The sequence below is a fragment of the Trichocoleus sp. FACHB-6 genome (genome assembly GCF_014695815.1).
Taxonomy (GTDB): domain Bacteria; phylum Cyanobacteriota; class Cyanobacteriia; order Cyanobacteriales; family FACHB-T130; genus Funiculus; species Funiculus sociatus.
Map to the genome: position 1 here is coordinate 1 of NZ_JACJOY010000029.1, position 19,850 is coordinate 19,850.

Annotated in this window: 16 protein-coding genes and 3 pseudogenes; 5 read left to right on the forward strand and 14 right to left on the reverse strand. The window is 47.5% G+C overall.

What is annotated here, in order from left to right; all coding sequences use genetic code 11:
- Positions 1–153: 153 nt before the first annotated feature.
- Positions 154–396: pseudogene (locus H6F66_RS27960) on the forward strand (pentapeptide repeat-containing protein); the annotation flags it as partial.
- A 69-nt stretch (positions 397–465) separates the two neighbouring features.
- Positions 466–699: pseudogene (locus H6F66_RS27965) on the forward strand (catalase); the annotation flags it as partial.
- A gap of 345 nt (positions 700–1,044) precedes the next feature.
- Here H6F66_RS27965 and H6F66_RS06105 read toward each other — a convergent pair.
- The 5 genes from H6F66_RS06105 to H6F66_RS06125 form a co-directional block, all read right to left on the reverse strand.
- Positions 1,045–1,788 (reverse strand): glutathione S-transferase family protein, encoded by a 744-nt coding sequence (locus H6F66_RS06105; protein WP_242019079.1) that lies wholly within the window; start codon positions 1,786–1,788, stop codon positions 1,045–1,047.
- 248 nt (positions 1,789–2,036) lie between these two features.
- Positions 2,037–2,381 (reverse strand): type II toxin-antitoxin system RelE/ParE family toxin, encoded by a 345-nt coding sequence (locus H6F66_RS06110; protein ID WP_190419280.1) that lies wholly within the window; start codon positions 2,379–2,381, stop codon positions 2,037–2,039.
- A complete protein-coding gene (locus tag H6F66_RS06115) occupies positions 2,378–2,632 on the reverse strand; it encodes a hypothetical protein (RefSeq protein ID WP_190419282.1) in 255 nt (84 codons plus the stop codon). The genes H6F66_RS06110 and H6F66_RS06115 overlap by 4 nt, the downstream gene beginning before the upstream one ends.
- A 236-nt stretch (positions 2,633–2,868) precedes the next feature.
- Positions 2,869–3,066 carry a hypothetical protein gene (locus tag H6F66_RS06120; protein WP_190419389.1) on the reverse strand — a complete coding sequence of 66 codons (198 nt, stop codon included), beginning with the start codon at positions 3,064–3,066 and terminating at the stop codon, positions 2,869–2,871.
- Positions 3,053–3,244, reverse strand: a complete 192-nt coding sequence (locus H6F66_RS06125) for a hypothetical protein (protein WP_190419284.1) — start codon at positions 3,242–3,244, stop codon at positions 3,053–3,055. The genes H6F66_RS06120 and H6F66_RS06125 overlap by 14 nt, the downstream gene beginning before the upstream one ends.
- 214 nt (positions 3,245–3,458) lie before the next feature.
- Between H6F66_RS06125 and H6F66_RS29215 the strand changes: the two are divergent.
- Positions 3,459–3,539: pseudogene (locus tag H6F66_RS29215) on the forward strand (transcriptional regulator); the annotation flags it as partial.
- A gap of 52 nt (positions 3,540–3,591) precedes the next feature.
- Here the strand turns inward: H6F66_RS29215 and H6F66_RS06130 are convergent.
- The gene (locus tag H6F66_RS06130) at positions 3,592–4,623 is read right to left on the reverse strand and encodes a hypothetical protein (protein ID WP_190419286.1); all 1,032 of its coding nucleotides are present in this window, start codon (positions 4,621–4,623) and stop codon (positions 3,592–3,594) included.
- 106 nt (positions 4,624–4,729) lie between these two features.
- Here H6F66_RS06130 and H6F66_RS06135 point away from each other — a divergent pair, with 106 nt between their 5' ends.
- Positions 4,730–4,861: a VIT domain-containing protein gene (locus H6F66_RS06135; protein ID WP_347269344.1), complete on the forward strand. Its 132-nt coding sequence runs from the start codon at positions 4,730–4,732 to the stop codon at positions 4,859–4,861.
- Here H6F66_RS06135 and H6F66_RS06140 read toward each other — a convergent pair.
- The 3 genes from H6F66_RS06140 to H6F66_RS06150 all read right to left on the reverse strand — a co-directional run bounded on the left by H6F66_RS06140 (position 4,858) and on the right by H6F66_RS06150 (position 7,754).
- Positions 4,858–5,124: a hypothetical protein gene (locus tag H6F66_RS06140; protein ID WP_190419288.1), complete on the reverse strand. Its 267-nt coding sequence runs from the start codon at positions 5,122–5,124 to the stop codon at positions 4,858–4,860. The genes H6F66_RS06135 and H6F66_RS06140 overlap by 4 nt on opposite strands.
- Positions 5,111–5,383, reverse strand: coding sequence for a BrnT family toxin (locus tag H6F66_RS06145; RefSeq protein ID WP_190419290.1), 273 nt, complete (start codon positions 5,381–5,383; stop codon positions 5,111–5,113). Before H6F66_RS06145 ends, H6F66_RS06140 begins: the two co-directional genes overlap by 14 nt.
- Before the next feature lie 124 nt (positions 5,384–5,507).
- Positions 5,508–7,754, reverse strand: coding sequence for an FdhF/YdeP family oxidoreductase (locus tag H6F66_RS06150; protein WP_190419292.1), 2,247 nt, complete (start codon positions 7,752–7,754; stop codon positions 5,508–5,510).
- Between the two features lie 463 nt (positions 7,755–8,217).
- Between H6F66_RS06150 and H6F66_RS06155 the strand changes: the two genes are divergently transcribed.
- Positions 8,218–8,517 carry a hypothetical protein gene (locus tag H6F66_RS06155; RefSeq protein ID WP_190419294.1) on the forward strand — a complete coding sequence of 100 codons (300 nt, stop codon included), beginning with the start codon at positions 8,218–8,220 and terminating at the stop codon, positions 8,515–8,517.
- Between the two features lie 203 nt (positions 8,518–8,720).
- Here H6F66_RS06155 and H6F66_RS06160 read toward each other — a convergent pair whose 3' ends face one another.
- The 5 genes from H6F66_RS06160 to H6F66_RS06180 form a co-directional block, all read right to left on the reverse strand.
- A complete protein-coding gene (locus H6F66_RS06160; RefSeq protein WP_190419296.1) occupies positions 8,721–9,152 on the reverse strand; it encodes an aspartyl protease family protein in 432 nt (143 codons plus the stop codon).
- Entirely contained in the window at positions 9,145–9,360 is a 216-nt protein-coding gene (locus H6F66_RS06165; RefSeq protein WP_190419298.1) for a hypothetical protein, read from the reverse strand. Before H6F66_RS06165 ends, H6F66_RS06160 begins: the two co-directional genes overlap by 8 nt.
- A gap of 119 nt (positions 9,361–9,479) precedes the next feature.
- Positions 9,480–10,010: a methylated-DNA--[protein]-cysteine S-methyltransferase gene (locus tag H6F66_RS06170; RefSeq protein ID WP_199295044.1), complete on the reverse strand. Its 531-nt coding sequence runs from the start codon at positions 10,008–10,010 to the stop codon at positions 9,480–9,482.
- 393 nt (positions 10,011–10,403) lie between these two features.
- On the reverse strand, positions 10,404–12,878 hold the full coding sequence (locus H6F66_RS06175; protein WP_190419300.1) for an ATP-dependent Clp protease ATP-binding subunit: 2,475 nt from the start codon (positions 12,876–12,878) through the stop codon (positions 10,404–10,406).
- A 304-nt stretch (positions 12,879–13,182) separates the two neighbouring features.
- On the reverse strand, positions 13,183–19,569 hold the full coding sequence (locus H6F66_RS06180) for a translocation/assembly module TamB domain-containing protein (RefSeq protein WP_190419302.1): 6,387 nt from the start codon (positions 19,567–19,569) through the stop codon (positions 13,183–13,185).
- Positions 19,570–19,850: the final 281 nt, after the last annotated feature.

The following is a 19,850-nucleotide window of genomic DNA, read 5'->3' on the forward strand; positions in this document are numbered from 1 at the left end:
TTATGAGTTATTGCCAGAAACATCGGAGACTTTTATTTATCTGGCAATGATCCGTATCATGGTCAGGCGGTTGGCATAATATTTAACCCCTCACCACTTTTCAAACATCCTCTTAGGATAGGCTTGCAAAATTCTTACTTTCGGTAATTCAGGATGTGGCACAAAAAAAGTTTTTGGTGGATCTTGGGAGGATTGGGAGGAAGTGCGATCGCTATCTTTGCTTTACTCAATTTCTCCCACTGGCATCGTCTCCGTAGGTATGAGAAGATTCTTGAATTGAGGGCTGTGCAATGGAGCGGTAAAAACCTAGCCGGTGCTAATTTCTCCCGCCAAGTTTTCCGAGAGGCAAATTTATCGGAAGCGAATCTACGACGGGCAAACCTCCAAGGGACAGACTTCTCTGGTGCCGCTACTCGCCTGATTGACACCGACCTGCGCGAAGCAAATTTAACCAAAGCTTTACTCTCCTTCACGGTCACTCGTGCGATTCCTGAATACACCAAAGCCAAGTTTCTCTCGGAAGTCGGCAAGCAAACAGAAGTGTTTTTGCGTTTCTCTACGGTTGCTGGAGAAAGAGGTGCCGCTGATGGTGAGCGCGATGTACGTGGCTTTGCCGTTAAGTTTTATACCGAAGAAGGCAACTGGGATCTGGTGGGCAACAACACGCCCGTATTCTTTATCCGCGATCCGCATAAATTCGCATCCTGTATTTGGAATTAATTTCTCAGCAGTTCTCCTAAAAAGTTGGAGGGAATATTTATGGATTCTGCCAATAAGCCATGCAAACCTAAGCAACTTAGCATTTTACAAATTATTGGAATTGTACTGCTATTAGCTGCGATTAAATATAGTTTGGACGAAGTTTCACTGTTTCTGCTTAAGCATTTTATTTCGGAAGAATCTGTTGTTTACACAACATTAGTCAACGAATTTCGGCATTTTCACTAACCTTCAGCGATGGTGGCGCGCCCGATCTGCGATCGCCAGTTTTTCTGTTGATGCTCCAAACGAAGCCATACGCGAACGGGCGCAAGGAGAGCGAAGTTACGCGCACACTTTGTTCACACTCTTGAGCTTATTCACCTCATCCCACCAAGTCTTCAGTTTAGGAGTTTGAGCGGTAATTGCCTCAAACTCTGGTGTTTTTGAGAGATAGATGAAGATGGGAATTAGGTAGAAATCGGCAATGCTCAATTCATTGCCTAGCAGGTATGGGCTACCAACAGCCAGCGACTCAATCGCCTCTGCTGCTGTTTTTGCAGGCGCGATCGCATTTTTCACCGCGTCCTCATCTGTTTTGCCGCCCTGACTTGGCACAATTAGACGCTGGATGACGATTGTCCTGATTGCAGATGGATAGAAATAGCTATCAATAATTGCCATAATCTGGCGCATTCTAGCCTTAGACAGCGGATTAGACGGGCTGAATTTGCTATTTGCTACGACACTATCGAGATAGTCGGTAATGGCAGCCGTCTCATAAAGCACTTCCCCATCCACTTCGAGAGTCGGGACTTTACCAAACGGATTTTTGGCTAGGTACTCGGCTGAGGTGTTTTCACCGTTGAAAATACCGACTTCTTTGAGGTCATAGTCTGCACCTGCTTCCTCAAGCAACAACCGGACAGTACGAACGTAAGTGCTGAGAGGAATGCCGTAAACAGCGATCGCTGGCATTATCTGTAAATCTCCAATCCTTTTGTTCGACAGTGACAATAATACTAGCTGACTAACTGCCATCGCCTCAGCTAGTAGGGGGAGAACTGGCGAACTAGCTGTTTGACCCATACAAATGGGCGGTCAGACGAGTGAAAACCCCACGTTAAGCTGTCTATTGGGCAAAAAGATGGAAATGCGATCGCTCATTTCTGCTTCTGGCTGATTGCTATCTATAGCGGTTCTCAATGAGCGTGCAATATAAATGTTCCTAAGGACATGGCATTGCCGTGTCGCGGAGAGTGTCATCTATGCAACTGAGAATTGCGATAGATAGAATAACGAGGCGTAAATTGCGATCGCATAGCGTCTGCTCTAACTTAGGTTTCATCAGATTCCTGACTTTCACCGAGAGTTTGTTGTGCAGCGTGTCGGATGTGGAGAATGCGAACTGTAGCCATTTCATCACTCTCAACAAGAGTGAAAAGAATACGGTATGAATTACGACCTCGACCGTAGAGGAGTTGACGAATCTCTTGGCTGAAATACTTGTTTTCTCTTGCTAAAGGGCAACGCTTGGGCATTTGCGATAAAGATTCAATTGCCCTCAGAAATCCTTCATACCACTGTCTTGCTTTTTCAGGTGATGTAATTTGCGATAGTAGCAGGAATGCGCTGTCTGCCTCTGCCTCTGCTACGCTTGAAATCTCAATCCGATAACTCATGAGTCAACTGGCAGGTTGTACTTGCGACGTTGTTCCTCAGCAAACTCCTGAAATGAACGGGAACGCCCTGCCTCAAAAGCATCTAAGCCACGCTGAATACCTGCAACAGCTTCTTGTGAGTCTTGCAACTCCCATTCCAAAATCCGAGCTAGCAATTGGGCAGCAACAACGCTAATATCTTGCCCTTGTTGTGCAGCTTTTTCACGAAGTTGCGCTTCGACTTCTGGACTAAGAGAGATAACTATAGACATATAACTTGTTTTTTCTAATACCCGCGCCTGTGTAGGTCATTCTAGCAAACCATTGTTAATGAAATTTGTTTTAACTTCGGATTAGTTCGTCAGATAGCTAGTCTGCGACATATTCAAAGTTGCGATCGCTCATTTCTGCTTCTGACTTACTGATATCTAACTGATTTCTGCGTCCTTTTTTCTTGGTCAAGGACTCAATAAAATCAAAATATTCAATTTGAATGTTAGACTGCTTCTCAACTGCTACCCAATTTTCTTTTGAGAATTTCTTCCATTTCCCTCAAATTCTCGTCAGTCTGAGGAAATGGATATTTTGGGCTATTAGGATTCCCGCGTTTAATCAGAGCCTCAATTGCTTCATCATCTTCTCTGTGAGCCAAAACATAAGCTCTTAGTTCTTGACGGGTCATTCTGCTAAAGTCAGGCTTCGTCATCATTAAAGCTCCATTGACCGTCGGAAAAAATTAGAACTTCTAAACTCTCAGTCACACCAGCAATGATAAACACTGTCTTGGTGTTCTGGTTATACCGAAATACATGGATAGGCTGATATCCATTTGAGAGCATCTGGCATACTCTGACACAGGCAAGAGCCTGTTCTGCGGTAGGCATACGCTGTTATTGACATGATAGCGAGTATCACCATACCGTAAAAGATGTACTTGACTGGCTTGAATTGACGGAATAATCATCCTACAGACATCGCGATCGCACTCAAGCAGCGAGAGGGTCAAAGTTGTGATCGCCCAGGCGCAACAGGACATTCTTAAGCTAGCCAACCTGCAAGATATTCAAAGTTGCGGTCACCCTATTCGGCTTCAAACTAACGGTTTCTGTTAAACTCTTGATAGTTGCAATGCTGGCAACAGGTGCAACACCTCAAGAAATAGGACAAGTAATCGCTTAAGCAGGTTAATTACCTTGTTAGCCTGCTTTGTCTCTACAAGTTGTTCGTTCCATCATTTGTTCATGTAAGGAACTCGATATTGAGGAGAGACGCTATCAAGTTGAATTTCTGCATAGACCGTTACATCTCCATACCAAGTCATCTGGCGATACCCTGGAAACTCTAGAATTACCTCTGCACCCCGGTTGCTACGGTAATAAGTAACGTTTGGAGTTGCCTTAGAAAACTCATTTTCAAAAAATAAAGGCGGCAATCGACTTATCCGTTCTGCAATCTGCTCTATGTCATATCCATAAGAAACGGGTTCAGTTATTCCAGGATAAGGCAGATCTACTCCATGAGTACTACGAACAGCTTTAACGATCGCAGTCTTCAAGTGATGTCCAACACGGTAGAAGTTTGCAAAATGAAAACGTAAGTCACGATTTAGAGAGATAGCTGTCTTGCCATCTGGGTGGATATCACAGTCAGGGCCTATGCAGCCATCTGGCTGCATCCCTTCAAGAAAATAACCCACTATACGAGCATCGCGTGGAAAAAGCTTGATACCATTTTTTGAATGCTGTGCTACAACACCTCGACCCCTTGAGTACATCATGATGGCACGAAGCTGACCCCCGTTATGCTTGATCTTATTGACAATAAGCGCAAATGAATTTCTGTAGTCTTTAACTGCATCTTGAAAATGCTTGTACGTAGGATGTTTAGCTTTTTCTAGCCAACGTTCAACAAAAGTCTCTTTAATCTTGGGATCAGGTGGATGGAGAGTTTTGAGAATGCGGTAGCAGTCGTCAATATGAGATTGTAAAGAATGTAATAGTTCCTTTTGAAGATTAGTTAACTTATCCAATCTGTAACTTAGATGCCCATTAGCATCAAATAAAGTTGTACAAATTTGATCTATTTCATCTAACACTGCCTTAAAAGCTTGTATTATGCGTTGTACAGATAGATTGTAAATTGAAAGTGGATGACGTTCTCCATACTTACTATGAAAAAGAACGTTGTCAGGAAGAGAACGTAAATAATTGAATACTTCAGGATATAGGTTGCCGTCTCTGTAAGCCTTACGTTCGAGTTTCATAGTTTATCACAAATCCATAAATTTTGTAGTACGTGTAGTATACAAGTTGTATATGTAATGCGTCAATATTTGAGGTGCAAGCCAAAGTTGCGGAAAACCTCTCACGGTGGAAATAAACCAAAACTTTAAAAATCCTTTCACAACTAAGCTGGAAGCCGTCTACATTTTCCCGTTACTAGATGAGGTAGCCGTTGATGATATGGTGATTCGCATTAGTGATCGCACTAATTCGGGTTAAGGGCTTTTGTCTGTCTGCTCCAACGCAGATTTAGGCTCTCTTATAGCAGCAGAAGGGTGGTTTTCCTGGATAACTCTCATCAGAAACCGTAGAGCTTCATTCACTGCATCAGCATTAGGAAACATCTCTGCAACATCAGGTTCTAAACGAACGATTGTCTCGCCAAAACTCTTTCTTTCAGAACCTAATTTTCTGACTCGTAGACTTTTTAAGTCATATTCCGATCGCATCTCATCTTCCATTTTAAGCTCAACCTTCTTCATAGACTTCTCGCTCGGAGCGTGTAACAACTCTTGTACTAATGAGACGAATCGAGTCTCCTCTTTCCGTATAAGACACAATTAATAAGCGTCCTCGATTGGGCTCTCCCACAATAAGGTAACGCTGTTCTTCATCAGAGGGGTCTGGATCGTAGAAGTCAACATACAGTGGATCGTCGAAAACAGTTTTGGCTTCTTCAAAGGAAACTCCGTGCTTTGAGAGATTGCTTGCCGCTTTGTTTTCATCCCACTCAAACCGCATAGGAATATCTTAGCATCAGGTATTTAAGGAAACTTGATGAACGGTTAAGGCTTGAGCAGCGATCTCACTGAGCAGTCAGCCATTGATAATGTGCTGATTCAGATTGGCGATCGCTCTCCCCCTATCAGGCGTAAACTACAACCGGAACTCGCTTAAACGCAGGTATTCCCGACTGTTTATCTATACGCGCTTTAAAGATTACATTAACTTCGGGATAAAACATCATTGCGGCTCCTTGACGCACACCACCAAAGATAATTTCAACATTCTCTAACTTGCCTGCATCACCCTGCACTGTCACTTGTTGATGCTCTTGCCATCCTGCTTGTTTTGCATCCAAGGGGTTCATCAAAATACAGTTGCGGTGCGGCATTCCGCGATATTTGTCGCCTGGTTTATAAACTACCGTGTTGTGTTGCGAGTAACTGCGTCCTGTCATCAATGCTAATACAATGCTAGGGGTAGATTCAGGCACTCCAAACTCTTTTGCTTCCGGTAAATGCAATTTGGGTAATGGCGTGACAAACATATTCGCTTTACTGGACGGTGTAGCAAATTTGGGTTCTTTGAAAATGCGTCCGGCGATGGTAAATTCTTCCTTGGTTTCATCAATCGTCGCCATCTGCTCAAAACCAGGAATCGTTTTGGCAATTAGTTGGCGGACATATTTGGTGTCTTGCAGTTTGCGCCAATCAACCGGATCGCTGCCAAGAATGCGATGCGCTAATTGGGTGAGGAATTCCACCTCGGAAATCAAATCTGCATCCTTGAGATGAGTGTTCCCAACATCATTCAGCCGCACAAAGTTGTTGCCCGATTCCGTAGTAGTTTGGTGCGGATTTTCAAAGCGATTAAATACGGGAATGATGATAGTATTTTTCTGGGCTAAACCGTGAAAGTGTCCTAAATTTGGTTTGGTGGCGAGATAGATAATGGTGTCAATCTTGCCTAAAGCTCGTTTTGCTTGATTTAAGTCAGGGTTCGCTGCATACAGATTTCCACCCAGGCAAATCAACGTATCTACATTGCCCGCATCAGCCGCATCAATTAAGTCACGGGCGCGATATCCAGGGTTGCGGTTGAGCGATCGCCCCAGCAATTTCTCTAGTGCTTCTTGACTCTCTTTTTTAAGTTGGACTGTCACTCCCATCGAGCCAAAACCTTGGACGTTGGAGTGTCCCCGGATCGGCATCGTACCGCCGCCTTCTTTGCCCGCATTCCCCGTCAGCAGAGCAGTGTTAGCGATCGCATAGATGTTATCCACGCCGTTTTCTTGCTGCGTTGCACCCATCGCCCAGGCGAATACAACACCCTTGGAAGCAGCTATTATTTCTGCGGCGACTTCGAGTTCCTGTTGGGAAACACCGCAAGTTTGCGCGATCGCTTCCCAAGAAATAGAGCCAGCATAATCGACAACCGCTTCCCAACCCTCAGCGTGGGCGCAAAGATAATCTGTTTGAATTAAGTTGCGTTCAATTAGCGCTTTTTGAATGCCGATAAATAGCGCCACATCGCTACCGGGAATCGGTTGCAGATAAAGTGAGGAAATCTCCGATCCGGTAAATAGCGACTTGAGGGGAAATGCTGGGGATGCAAACTTGACCAACCCCACTTCCACGACTGGATTAACGACAATAATTTTGCCACCGCGATCGCGCAACTCAATCAATTCGTTCATCAAGCGCGGATGGTTAGCAGGTGCATTCGACCCGATCAGCACCACGCAGTCTGCCTTTTTCAGGCTATCCAGACTGACCATTGAGGTACCAGAACCGAACATCTGCTTCAGTCCCACAGTCGAGGGGACGTGGCACAAATCCGAGCAATCTGCCAAGTGATTCGACCCCAGCGATCGCATCATCAGTTGCAGCAGATAAGCCGCTTCATTCGACGATCTCCCGGAACTATAAGAGGCGACTCGTTCCGGCGACTTGCGAAAACCAGCTTCGCTAATCTCGTAAATCTCATCCCAAGAAATCCGCTCGTAATGAGATTTCCCCTCGCGCAGAATCACGGGAAAACTGAGACGACCGAGGCGATCCGCTTCTAAAGAAGTCAACTGCTGGAGTTCGGCGATACTGTGGCGCTCGAAAAAATGCGTCGATACGGCTGGTTGCAACTCGGCGGAAATTGCCTCTACGCTTTTCGCGCAGCGTTGCATCGTTTCCCCCAGCTCGTTTGCGAAGCCCCCTTTTTGTCCCCCCGTTCCCCAAGCACAGGACAAACAAGCACTTTTATGCAACAACGTTTGCCACAGTTTTGGCCCTTCCGGCGATAGGGTATGCTCTGCCCAATATTGCACGACGGGCAAACCGCCACCCATTTCTGGAGTATTGCTGGTTGCGTCTTCTAGTTTAATATCTGCGTCCATACAGCTTCCTCTTGAATGCAGCGCCACTCATCCGTCAGCCTGGAATGCGTTCTATCCCTCAGAATTTATCTTGTGCTAAATACTATCTAGAGGGACTTGAAATTAGCGTAACTCATCTAAACTTGTCTCGCACGATTGTTGTATATAGCAATTCAAGAGTTGGATAGGATACATCTGTAGGGACACATTGCCATGTCCCTAACCTTGGTGGCGAAAACAAAAGAACCGCGATATATTCCACCCAACCGAGAACCGCTATCCATGTGCAATCGCGTAGCGCTGACTTGTCAGTTCGCCTCTTATGCCTGTGAAAGCCTTTTTACTGGAAAACTAGCTTCTCAAACAGCCTCTAACCTTTTCAATCGTAGTGGGATCTCAGTCTTTAAGCAGATTTTCAGATGCTTTCCCCTAGCCTGTAACTGCTGCGTGGAATAATAGGGACACAACTGTTCCTAAAATTTTTATGACCACTTCTCACAGCCAGGGCTATCTCGTCACGATCATCTGCGAATCGGTATTGCAAGATCGCCTAGTTAAGCTGCTCAGCACAATAGGTGCTTCTGGCTACACCATTATTCCAGCCAAGGGCGCTGGTAGTCACGGTAGACGCATGGGAGATATCGCTGGCTATAACACCAACATTGAAGTCAAAACCGTTGTCACAAAAGAGATATCAGACCAATTGCTAGAAGACCTGAAGGAGTTATCGAGCAATCATGCCTTGATTGCCTTTCGTCAAAAGGTAGATGGCTTGTTTGATTAAGTAGTTGAATCTAAACTCTGACTGGGGCGATAGATTTCAATTTGTCGAGTTCTAGGAGTTATTAACTAGCGTAAGCGAGCGCAAATACTCAACACGCTATTCTTAAACTAGCGTTGTCTGCGGAATATTCAAGATTGCGCTCGCTTTAGTATCGCCCGTTAGGTTAGCACTAAAACACTTTCTCGATCCGCATCAACAAGCGGCTAAACGTCGGAAACTCCCGCTTTGGGACTGACTTCAAACTGTAGCTGCGAACGGTAGAAACAGACATCAAACTCCATGAAGAAGTTCACTTGCCCTAATATTAATGGCACACTTACAGCCTGTGTCCATGCGAATACGAGTTGCACAGGTTCAAATCGCCCAACTACTGCTTGCACAACCACTACACGCGCCTCATACTGAGCCAAATTACCTGTTAAACTCAAAGCTGTCGTTTGCTGCCCCCACTCATACCCAAGCTCAACCCCCACCGGGTAAGGTAGCACGTTTACCGTTGCTCCGGTATCTAATAAACCGGATGTGGGGACAGAACTTTTCTGATTGACTAAGGTGATAGAAAGATACGGACGAAAACCTGCCTCGCCTAATGCAGTATCAGCAGAGATAAACGGATACCGTTGGGCGTTACTCATCGTCTTCAGTTTTGGCCGCTTGTAAGACTTTTAGCATGGTATCTGCTGCTTCAAACGCATCATAGGGCGACCACACGGGGTAGGATAGATCGGGTTTAATAAGGTCTGTTTCTTGTTGAGCTAGATCGGAGATCAAAACCTGCATAACATATAACTTATCTGCACGGTTAAGCCCCCGTAAAGTAGAAAGTAATTCTGTTGATACCATGTAAACCACTCCGCTAGGTCAGGAAAGCTTTTTCATCATATCGCTGGAACCGACTGAGCCAATTGAATTATTTAATTGTATTGGAGCAAACTACAGGTGAAGGAAATACTTGATTGGATTCAATTGTTGCCCAAAACCATTGTCAATTGCCGATTAGATTTTGCGCTATGTCTACGTTCAAGTTCTAGTAAACCTTCTTTAAGACGAACTCCACCTCTAAAACCTGTAAGTGTACCGTTGCTGCCAATAATACGGTGGCAAGGCACAATAATACACAGAGGATTTTTACCGTTGGCGGCTCCCACAGCACGCGCTGCTGTTGGCAATCCTATTTTTCTCGCCAGCTCTCCATAAGATATCGTTTGACCATAAGGAATTGACTGGAGTGCTGTCCAAACCTGCTGTTGGAATAGTGTACCTTTGGGGGCAAGTGGTAGCGTGAATTGATACAATTCACCATTGAAATATGCTCGTAGCTGCTCAACGGCGTCACCGTCTAGCTTCTTTTGGAAATGCCAAGCCGCTTCTGGAGACTTTGCAGCCAGCCCTTCTTGAAAGTCTATCGCCACTAGCCCAACTGAGTTTTGCGCGATTAAGATACGTCCTAGAGGGCTATCCATGTAGGTATAGAAAATTGAGTCAGAAACCATATAAATTCCTTTTTACTTAAATTTCCCAGAACGCGATCGCCTGCAATCCTAGATAGAATTTTGGCATGGATTCACATCTGTGCATACATGGGAATGCGTTGGCGAAGCCCACCGAAAGTATCGCTCATCAGTAACCCATACCATCGTTCAACCCAACAAATATTTATAAGAGTTGGATTTGTTTCCTTAAATCCCACGTCGCAAGGGTGGGGGAACTCCCGCTTTTCGTGTGACTCCCAGCCTCTGTGGATTTTATATTTTTAGCTCTGATTGGTATATTTTGCCAGTAGCTTTTTTTGAGCAGAAACGAGTGGTTGCAAAAAAATCCCCTGGCAGAAATGCCAGGGGATAAAAGTGCTAAATCTTAGCTAATGAATTACGGAACTCATGTCCTTAGGCGACAGGAAGTAACTCTCGCTGTTCAGATTTGACTACCTGAATCTGATTGTCATCGTCAACATCAAGGATGGCGGTGTCTCCATCTTTGATTTGACCAGATAGCATCGCTTCAGCTAAGTTGTCTTCTAAGAGGCGCATGATGGCACGGCGGAGACTTCTCGCACCATAAGCAGGACTATAGCCTTCTGCAACTACGCGCTCTTTGAAGCGATCGCTTACTTCCAGAGTAATTCCTTGTTCGGTCAAGCGACTGGAAATTTCGCGAATCATAATGTCTGCAATCTGCTTCACCTCTTCCTTACTCAACTGACGGAAGACAATGATCTCGTCGAGACGGTTCAGGAACTCCGGACGGAAGTGTTGCTTGAGGTCTTCATTCACTAAAGCGCGAACCCGATTATAGTTAGACTCGGCTTGGTTGTCAGAGAACTCGAAGCCTAGACCGCCGCCACCTTTCTCAATGATTCTAGAACCGATGTTCGAGGTCATGATGATCAAAGTGTTTTTGAAGTCTACTGTACGTCCTTGGGAATCAGTCAAGCGACCATCATCCAAGAGTTGCAGCAACATATTGAAGACATCAGGGTGAGCTTTTTCGATTTCGTCGAATAGTACCACCGTGTAAGGCTTGCGACGCACAGCTTCGGTTAACTGACCGCCTTCGTCGTATCCCACGTAGCCGGGAGGCGAACCAATCAGCTTAGAAACGGTGTGGCTTTCCATGAATTCTGACATATCAAGTCGAATCATGGCTTCTTCAGAACCGAAGAAGTAAGCTGCTAAAGCTTTCGCTAATTCCGTCTTACCAACTCCGGTAGGCCCTGAGAAAATAAAGCTGGCGATGGGACGATTCGGGTCTTTTAGACCAACTCGTGCGCGGCGAATGGCTTTCGAGGCGGCTGTAACTGCTTCCTCTTGACCGATGAGACGCTGGTGCAGAGTGTCTTCCAAGTGCAGCAGCAACTCAGACTCGGATTCAGTGAGTTTGTTGACAGGTACGCCAGTCCATGAAGCAACGATTTGAGCGATATCTTCCTCGTCAACAACAGGGGCGTTTGCGGCGATAACCTCAGACTTTTTGTTGTCTTTGGTTGCTTTCAATTGTGCCTCAAGTTCCAACTCGCGATCGCGCAATACTCCCGCTTTGTCAAAATCTTGCGCCTTGACTGCTTCCTCTTTGGCTGTGGTAACTTGACGCAGTTCGCGCTTGAGTTCCCCATTTGCAGAAGGCTTAGTATTTCGCAGACGGACGCGAGAACCAGCCTCATCAACCAGGTCAATTGCCTTATCTGGTAAGTAACGGTCTGAGATGTAGCGATCGCTAAGCTGAGCGGCTGCAACTAGAGCCTCATTAGAGATTTTAACTTTGTGGTGCTGCTCGTAGCGATCGCGCAGACCAATTAAAATCTCGATAGTTTCACTCACGCTGGGCGCACCTACCATAATCGGTTGGAAGCGACGCTCCAAAGCTGCATCCCGTTCGATATGCTGGCGGTACTCATCCAGAGTCGTCATCCCCATGCACTGCAACTGACCACGCGCCAAAGCAGGTTTCATGATATTAGCAGCATCCATGCCACCTTCAGCCGAACCAGTACCAATCAAGGTGTGAACTTCGTCAACTACCAAGATAATATTTCCGGAGGCGCGAATTTCCTCAATGATTTTCTTGAGACGTTCTTCAAATTCGCCCCGGAATTTGGTTCCAGCGACAAGCGTCCCCATATCTAGGCTAATGACTTGCTTATCTTCCAGGGTATCGGGAATATCTTTATTAACGATACGCTGCGCTAAACCTTCAGCGATCGCAGTTTTACCAACTCCCGGCTCGCCGATCAATACTGGATTATTCTTGGTGCGGCGACCTAAAATCTGGATAGCACGTTGAATTTCCTTTTCCCGACCAACGACTGGATCGAGTTTACCTTCTGCTGCTAATTTGGTAAGATTAGTGCCAAACTCGTCTAATGTAGCTGTCTGGTTGGAACGCTTGGAAGACGAACGCTCTTGTCGTGCGCCAGCGGGAACAGCTGCCACTTCTCCCAGCATCTGAATTACGGCGGTGCGGAGGTTCGAGGGATCTACTCCCAGATTTGCCAAAACCTTTGCAGCAACGCCTTCACCCTCTTGAATCAGTCCTAGCAACAGGTGTTCTGTGCCAATGTAGTTGTGTCCCAGAGACTTAGATTCTTGCAGAGATTGCTCAAAAACGCGGTTTGCCTTGGGGGTGAAGGGAATTTCAGCTGGTACAAAGCGAGATCCCCGACCAATAATTTTTACAACCTCGTTGCGTGCTTTTGGGAGAGTGACACCAGCGTCAGTCAACACTTTAGCAGCTACTCCCGTGCCTTCTGCAATCAAACCAAGAAGGATTTGCTCGGTTCCCACGAGGCTGTGTCCCAGGCGACGTGTTTCTTCCTGGGCTAACATGACTACTCTAACGGCTTCTGTAGTGAAGAGTTCAAACATGGCGGGTAATCCTCTACCGAGCTGTTTTCTGCTTCAGGGAAATGGATGTTTCCCCAGGCATAAACTTTTATGTACTTCGTATTCATAATGTATCGTTACGAAGGATGCGATCGCAGTGGTAACAACCGTAAGAACTAAGCAGTAGTTGCCCCCCTGTGAGGATTAAGGAAGACATTCTCGTTCCCAGCCAACAGCCTGAGAATGCCTATTTAGAGGCTCTGCCTCATCTTAATTGACGTATTCCGGGAGGCTCTATACTCCCGGAATGCTTTCCCCGCCGGAGGTTTCGAACGAGAAATAACTTCTAGAAGCGTTTCTCATACTCCAGCACTGCCCTGTGGTCGTCAGACAAATCCGTACCACCCCGCAGCAGAATCTCATCATTCACCCGGTAACGGACGTTAAACTGGGGAGCCTGACTATTCGTCAAAACCTTAGAGACAGAACCAGAAAGCTTAGGCGTGATATCAACCCCCAACTCTGCCGCCAAGCCCAGTGTAGAAGTACGCGACTTATCATCAGTAACCTGCGTCGGGAACAAGCGAAACTCACTCAATCCCAAAGCATCCCCCACCACATTCTGGAAAGGTGTCAAAAGCGCCGAACCAGCCAAATTCGCCAGTCCCAAAGTAGCGTCCCCCCCCAGCGTATCCACAAAACTGCCGCCCAACAAAGCAACAATTTCAGTTTCGCTGCGGGACGGATTACTTGTTAATTCCAGATTACTCGGCTGATTACTCGTAGGATCGAGGTTATCTGCCAATTCACTCGCAGCTCCCGTGACTCTGGCTTGGATGCGAACAGTCCCCAAAGCGCCCAGATTGGTAGCCGGAACATCGCTAATCTCGTTGCTAGTAATACCCGTGTTGCTGATAGTAGCAATTCGGCTGCGCGTCACTTCTGGAACCGATGCCACCAGACGAACATCTAAGTTAGGGTCGAGTCCCTGACCGGGGACAAACACAGCCGTATGTTCGTAGCCGGAAGCCAACCTAAACTGAGTGGTAAACAGATTTACCTGACCGCGCTTTAGTCGAATCGTTCCACTCGGCTCAATGTCATCCAGCGTCCCATTGAGTCTCAAGTCACCCTCTGCCAAAAAGGCCAAAAGCGGTGGGCGGGAGATTTCCACACCTTCGCCCAGGTTTATCAGCAGATTATTGAATCCTGGGTTTAGAGGTTGGGCGGCTTCAGTTGCAGCACCCCCGTTGGGTGCAGAAGCCGCCCCGTTTCCACCTCCGCCTCTTGTTTCTCCTAACAGCACTCGACCATCAGCAAGCAGCACTTGACCGCCAATTTGTGGACTCAACGCCGATCCGGAAATCTGGACGTTGCCGTTGACACCGCCATTGTATAATCCCTTCAAATTCAAGGCTAGTTTTTCGAGGTTAACGGTGATTTGTTCACCATTTGTTCCTTGTGCTGCGTCTGAGAGGGGGATGGAACCGGAGACTACCACTTGACCGCCGCTAAAATTACCCCGCAGCTCTTCCACTACGTTGAGGCGGTCAAAGTTAAACCGGACTGTGCCGTTGACATCCGTAAGTGGTTCAGGTAAGGCTTGCGCTTCGATAGTTGCATTCTTGACTGTCGCGCTTCCGGCTGCCACAAGTTGGCGTTGGTTGATTCTGCCTGTGGTAGGGTCAACTGCACCGTCAACTCTGAGTTGTACCTGCCCAGTTCCATCTTTCCAAGAAACGGCAGAACGGCTAAGCAGGTTCAGCAGGGAAAGTCCCTCATTTTTTACGTTCACATCCAGGCTGATGCAGTTGTTGTCTGGGGTGACGGAAGGGAATGGCAAGTTGTAAAAGGGAATGCTGCCGCTAATTCGGGTTGCGCTTGGGGATTGGGATTGGGAACTAGCGTCACTTGATTGGCGATAGCACTGGAAACCAGAAGGGGGCGGGGTTACTACGGATGCTTGCGGACTGCTGATATTCTCGGTCAAGGTCGTCCCGGCAGCGGCTTGGCCAGTGTCAATAGTGCTGCTGAAGGTAAGGCGGGCATCGCTGTATTGGAAACTACCCCGTGCGGTTTCGACTTCGGTTTGGTTGAGTCTTGCGTCCGCTAGTCTAAGTTCGCCTTTAGCTTGGGGATTGGTGATGGTGCCTGCTATGGCTGCTGTTCCATTCAGTTGGCCCTCGATATCAAATGGTACGTTGACAAAACGCCGCAAAGGTGAAACGGGTAGATTCGCGACGCGCAACAGACCACTTTGTTCGTCTCCCCCAATTATGCCGTTGAAGGCCACCAGAGTTTCGTCAGATTCTACTCGCAGGGGCAGGAGGGTGAGAACCCCGTCTTGGAAGCTGCCTTTGGCAACGATTTGATCTGCCTTGTAGAGACGGTTTGGTTCCTCTTCTTTACCCCACTTCCAGTCAGTCCCGACCAAGTTAAAGCGTGCCTCTATCCCTTCTTGGGGAGAAGCTGTGATGATGATTGGTTCGGCGGTGAAGAAGTTGCCTGTGAGGTCTGCTAGTTCTGGTATTCCAGAAGAGTTTCTTTCCTCCTGCTGTGCCGCAAGTATGGCTTCTATTTCAGAAAATAGGCGCAGTTGGTTTTGCAGAGTGGCATTTTGTAAGCCGACGGGCTGGGGTTTGACAGCGGCGGCTCTGGCATAGGTGGGCGGTTGTCCTCCCCTGGCGAGGTCTTGTAAATCAAAGATTTGTAGGAAAGGGAGTACATCTTGGATTTTGCCTTGCTCAACATTGAGGGCAAGTTTAAATTCTGGCCCTCTGGGAGTTTGGTTAAAGTTAGCGCCAAGCGAGTATTCACTTTCGCCTTGGGTAAAGTTGGCTCTGGTGAGGGTGCCACTGCCGTTGGCATAACTGAAACTGTCTATGGTTAGTTCTGTGCCTTTAAAGGTGCCGAAGACTGGTTGCGCGATCGCTATATCATTCCCGACTACGCTAAAGTTTTCGAGATTGATGGTAATATCTCCCGATAGTTTGCCTCCGATGGGTTGAGATGCGATCGCAGCTGGCAACCGTGCCAAAACATTCTCCGGAGCCAAATCCTTCAGCAACGCCAGGGGTACATTCTCCACGTCCAGCACAAACAAATCGCCCCGCCTGTCGCCTTGCGCCACCACATCGTCACGCTTCAGCAAAAACGATAAAGGTTGATAGTTTGGCGACAGCACCAACGAAATTTGGTCATTTTGATTGCCTGTCAACTCAAAACTACTACGCTGTCCCGGCACCAAATTAACTTGCCCGGTGAGAACTGGATCAAAATCCAGCTCATATGCAACCAAATCCTCCACGCGCACCTGTCCGGTTGCTTGTATAGCCGCAGGATTGGAGGCTAGAAGCGAACCAGAAGCATTTAAAGTCCCACTTACACGTCCCTGCACATCCGGTATCGGTGACGAAGCTGGTAAGGCTTCTGCAAGTTCTTCCAGCGCCACATCATTAGCAGCAATTGTCCCCTGCCAGCGACCGTCTTGCAGTTGGATATTAGAAGCGGTGATGGTGCCACCGCCAACGTTGAGGCTTCCAGAAGCTGTCCCCGTAAGGCTTGCGGGAGTGAAAGCCGCCAGACTGCCCGACAAATTGAAGGAACCATTATTCAGCTGCCCCTGGAATTGCGACGGCAGTTGGGGAAACACCCTCGCTAACTGGACACCATCCGCCTGTCCAGAAGCTTGCCAGCGACCGTTATTTAGTTGCACATTGGCAGCGTTAACCGTGCCACCGCCCAAATTCAAGCTTCCAGAAGCGGTGCCGGTGATACTTTCCGCACCCGAAGCCGCCAAACTGCCCGACAAGTTGAAAGAACCGTTATTTAACCTGCCTTGGAATTGCGACGGCAGTTGAGGAAACACCTCTGCCAGTTGGACATTAGATGCTTCGCCCGACGCTTGCCAGCGACCGTTATTTAGTTGCACATTGGCAGCATTAACTGTGCCACCGCCCAAATTCAAGTTTCCAGAAGCGGTGCCGGTGATACTTTCCGCACCCGAAGCCGCCAGACTGCCCGACAAGTTGAAGGAACCGCTATTTAACTTGCCTTGGAATTGAGGAAACAGTCTTGCCAACTGCACATTAGACGCTTCGCCCGACGCTTGCCAGCGACCGTTATTTAGTTGTACATTGGCGGCGTTGACAGTGCCACCGCCCAAATTCAAACGTCCAGAAGCTGTACCGTTGATGGTTTCTGGGCTGGCATTTGCCAGACTTCCTGACAGATTAAAGGAACCATTTCTTAGGCGTCCTTGAAATTGCGGCGGAATTTGGGGAAATAGTCTTGCTAACTGCACATCAGTTGCTTGTCCAGATGCTTGCCAGCGACCGTTATTTAGTTGCACATTGGTGGCGGTGACACTTCCCGCGCCCAAATTCAACCGTCCAGAAGCTGTGCCGCGTATAGTTTCGGCGCTAACATTTTCTAAATTTCCGGCGAGGTTGAAGGAACCGTTATTTAACTGTCCTTGAAATTGTGGGGGGAGTTGGGGAAATAGCTTTGCTAACTGTACGCCAGAAGCTTGTCCAGATGCTTGCCAGCGACCGTTGTTTAGCTGCACATTGGCGGCGTTGACGGTGCCACCACCCACATTTAAACGTCCAGAAGCTGTGCCGCGTATAGTTTCGGCGCTGACATTTTCTAAATTCCCGGCGAGGTTGAAGGAACCGTTATTTAGCTGCCCTTGGAATTGCGGGGGGAGTTGGGGAAATAGCTTTGCTAACTGTACGCCAGAAGCTTGCCCGGAAGCTTGCCAACGACCGTTGTTTACCTTCACGTTTGATGCTGTGACGGTGCCACCAGCAATATTTACTCTACCCTGCGCGGTGCCGTCAATGGTATTGGTTGCGGAGGAACCGAAATTTCCCGATAAATTAAACGTGCCATCTATCTGTGCAGACTGCAATTGCGGCGGTACTTCGGAAAGACGCGCTAGTTGGACATCATTAGCAATACCGGAAGCTTGCCAGCGACCGTTGTTTAGCTGACCTTTGGCTTTGACTATGCCTCCTCCCACGTTAAGTGTGGTGTTGCGGAAGAAGGTGGTGTCTTCGGTAACAATGACTTCTCCGCTTCCTGGGTAAGTGGCTTGTGGTGCTTGAAATTGCACCACTGTTTGCAGGTTGCCGGGGGTGCCAAAAACTTGTGACTTGGCAGTTACGGTGCCAATTTGGATGTTTGTTGGTTTGACTCCGTAAATTTGGGCAACGGCATCCCCTGGAACTTGCTGGGCGAGGACATCAAACACGAGTCCGCCTTTTTCACCCAGCTGGATGCGACCGTTACCAGTCAGCTTACCGCCAACACTTGGCAATGCACGGATGTCTGTAATGGAGAGAGTTGAACCCGCTAGTTGAAACTGACCGCTTAGCCCTTGAAAGTTTACTTTGTCTATTTTTAGGGGTAACTGTTCGGTTGGTTTTGTGGTGACAGCGGTTCCCGACAGGATTGGCTTTTCCAGTGACCCTTTGAGTTGTAAGTCGGCGCGTACTTCTCCGCTTACTGGTACTGGGGAGTTTACTTTTAAGGTATCTAGGGCTTTGGTTAAAGTGACTGGTTTTGTTTGGGCTGCGATGTTGTAACCACCGTCAGTTTTGGTATCGATAATTCCATTGGCAACAGCGGGAACCTGACCGTAAAGTGTAGTTACATTCTCCAGTCCAATCTGATACCCGTTAAATCTCAGGATGCCGTTGGCATTGGTGAATGGTCGGGGGACGGTGCCAACTTGTGCTGTTACGTTCTTTAATCCAGCGGTTCCTTTAAATGTTGGTCGCTGTTCATCCCGCAGTTGGATTTCTAGGTTGCCATCAACAAGCCCGGCTTGTAAATATAAGGGTAGTTTGACTAAGCGATCTACATCAACTGCGCTTAGGTTCTGCCCTTGAACTAGCAGGTTTGTTTGTCCAGTTGGGGGGCGGTATTCGCCGGAAATTTTCAAGTTGCCGAGTACGGGGGTGGCAGTTGTATTGGGCTGCTGTTGTGGTGCAACTGGTACAACGGGTAGACCACTGGCATTAAAGCGAATTCGCTGGTTTTGGTCAAGAAAATTAGCACCGCCGTTGACTTGAGTAAATGCGATCGCTTCTGCCCCCTTCTTTCCCGTGGGAACCAGCTGTCCCACATCAGGGAGTGTGTTTTGAGGTGTACGCTGTTGGGTTGCAGATTGGGCATTTGTCCCCTGCTTTCCCTGGCGTTTTTTTAGTCTTGGCAACAGCAATACGTCCGCGTTTTGCACCCGAATGCTTTGCAACTCGGTTGTAATCGGCCCACTGGCGTCTTTTGACTCCAGTTGCGTTGATACCCAACGCCCTTTTTCGTCTTGTTCAATATAGACATCTGGCTTGACAAGGGTGATGTCTAGCTTTAAGGTGCGGTTAAAGAGCAACGCTAATGGGTCAAATACTACTTTTACCCCCTCTACCGAGGCGCGATCCGGGTCTGTAGGTGTCGCTGGTATTGAGGAGGAACGGAACCGCAGACTGTTGGGGGAAAAGCCTTCGACTTGCCCTAGTTGTACGGGTCGGTTCAGCGTCTGACTGAGATTTTCTTGTACTATCGGTGCTAGTCGCTGATGGACAAAAACCCACGCCCACCAAACGCCGCCGGCAATTCCAACAAGCAAAAAAAGGCCAAGGGCAATACCAGTACGGCTTAACAGTAGCAGCCATACACGTCGATTGGACGTAGTAGCTGGTTCATTACCCGGATTTGGGGAGTTAGTCATAGAAGTCTTGCTTAGTTGGCAAGGATCGTATCTTTAGGGCTGATTGACAGACTTATCGAGATGAATTTTATCGGCTTGCCGTGTGTGAGAGTCAAGTTTTACTCTTTTTTACACTAGGCACTAACAACTTTGAGTGCTGATCTTAATCAGTCTACTGATGTGCCTGCACTTTGGTAGGTGACATTAAAATCTTACACTCAGTGCATAATCAAACAGACTTGCTCGCTGCAAATATGTTTCAGCATCAGCCATAACAATTTTGGATTTTGGATTTTGGATTT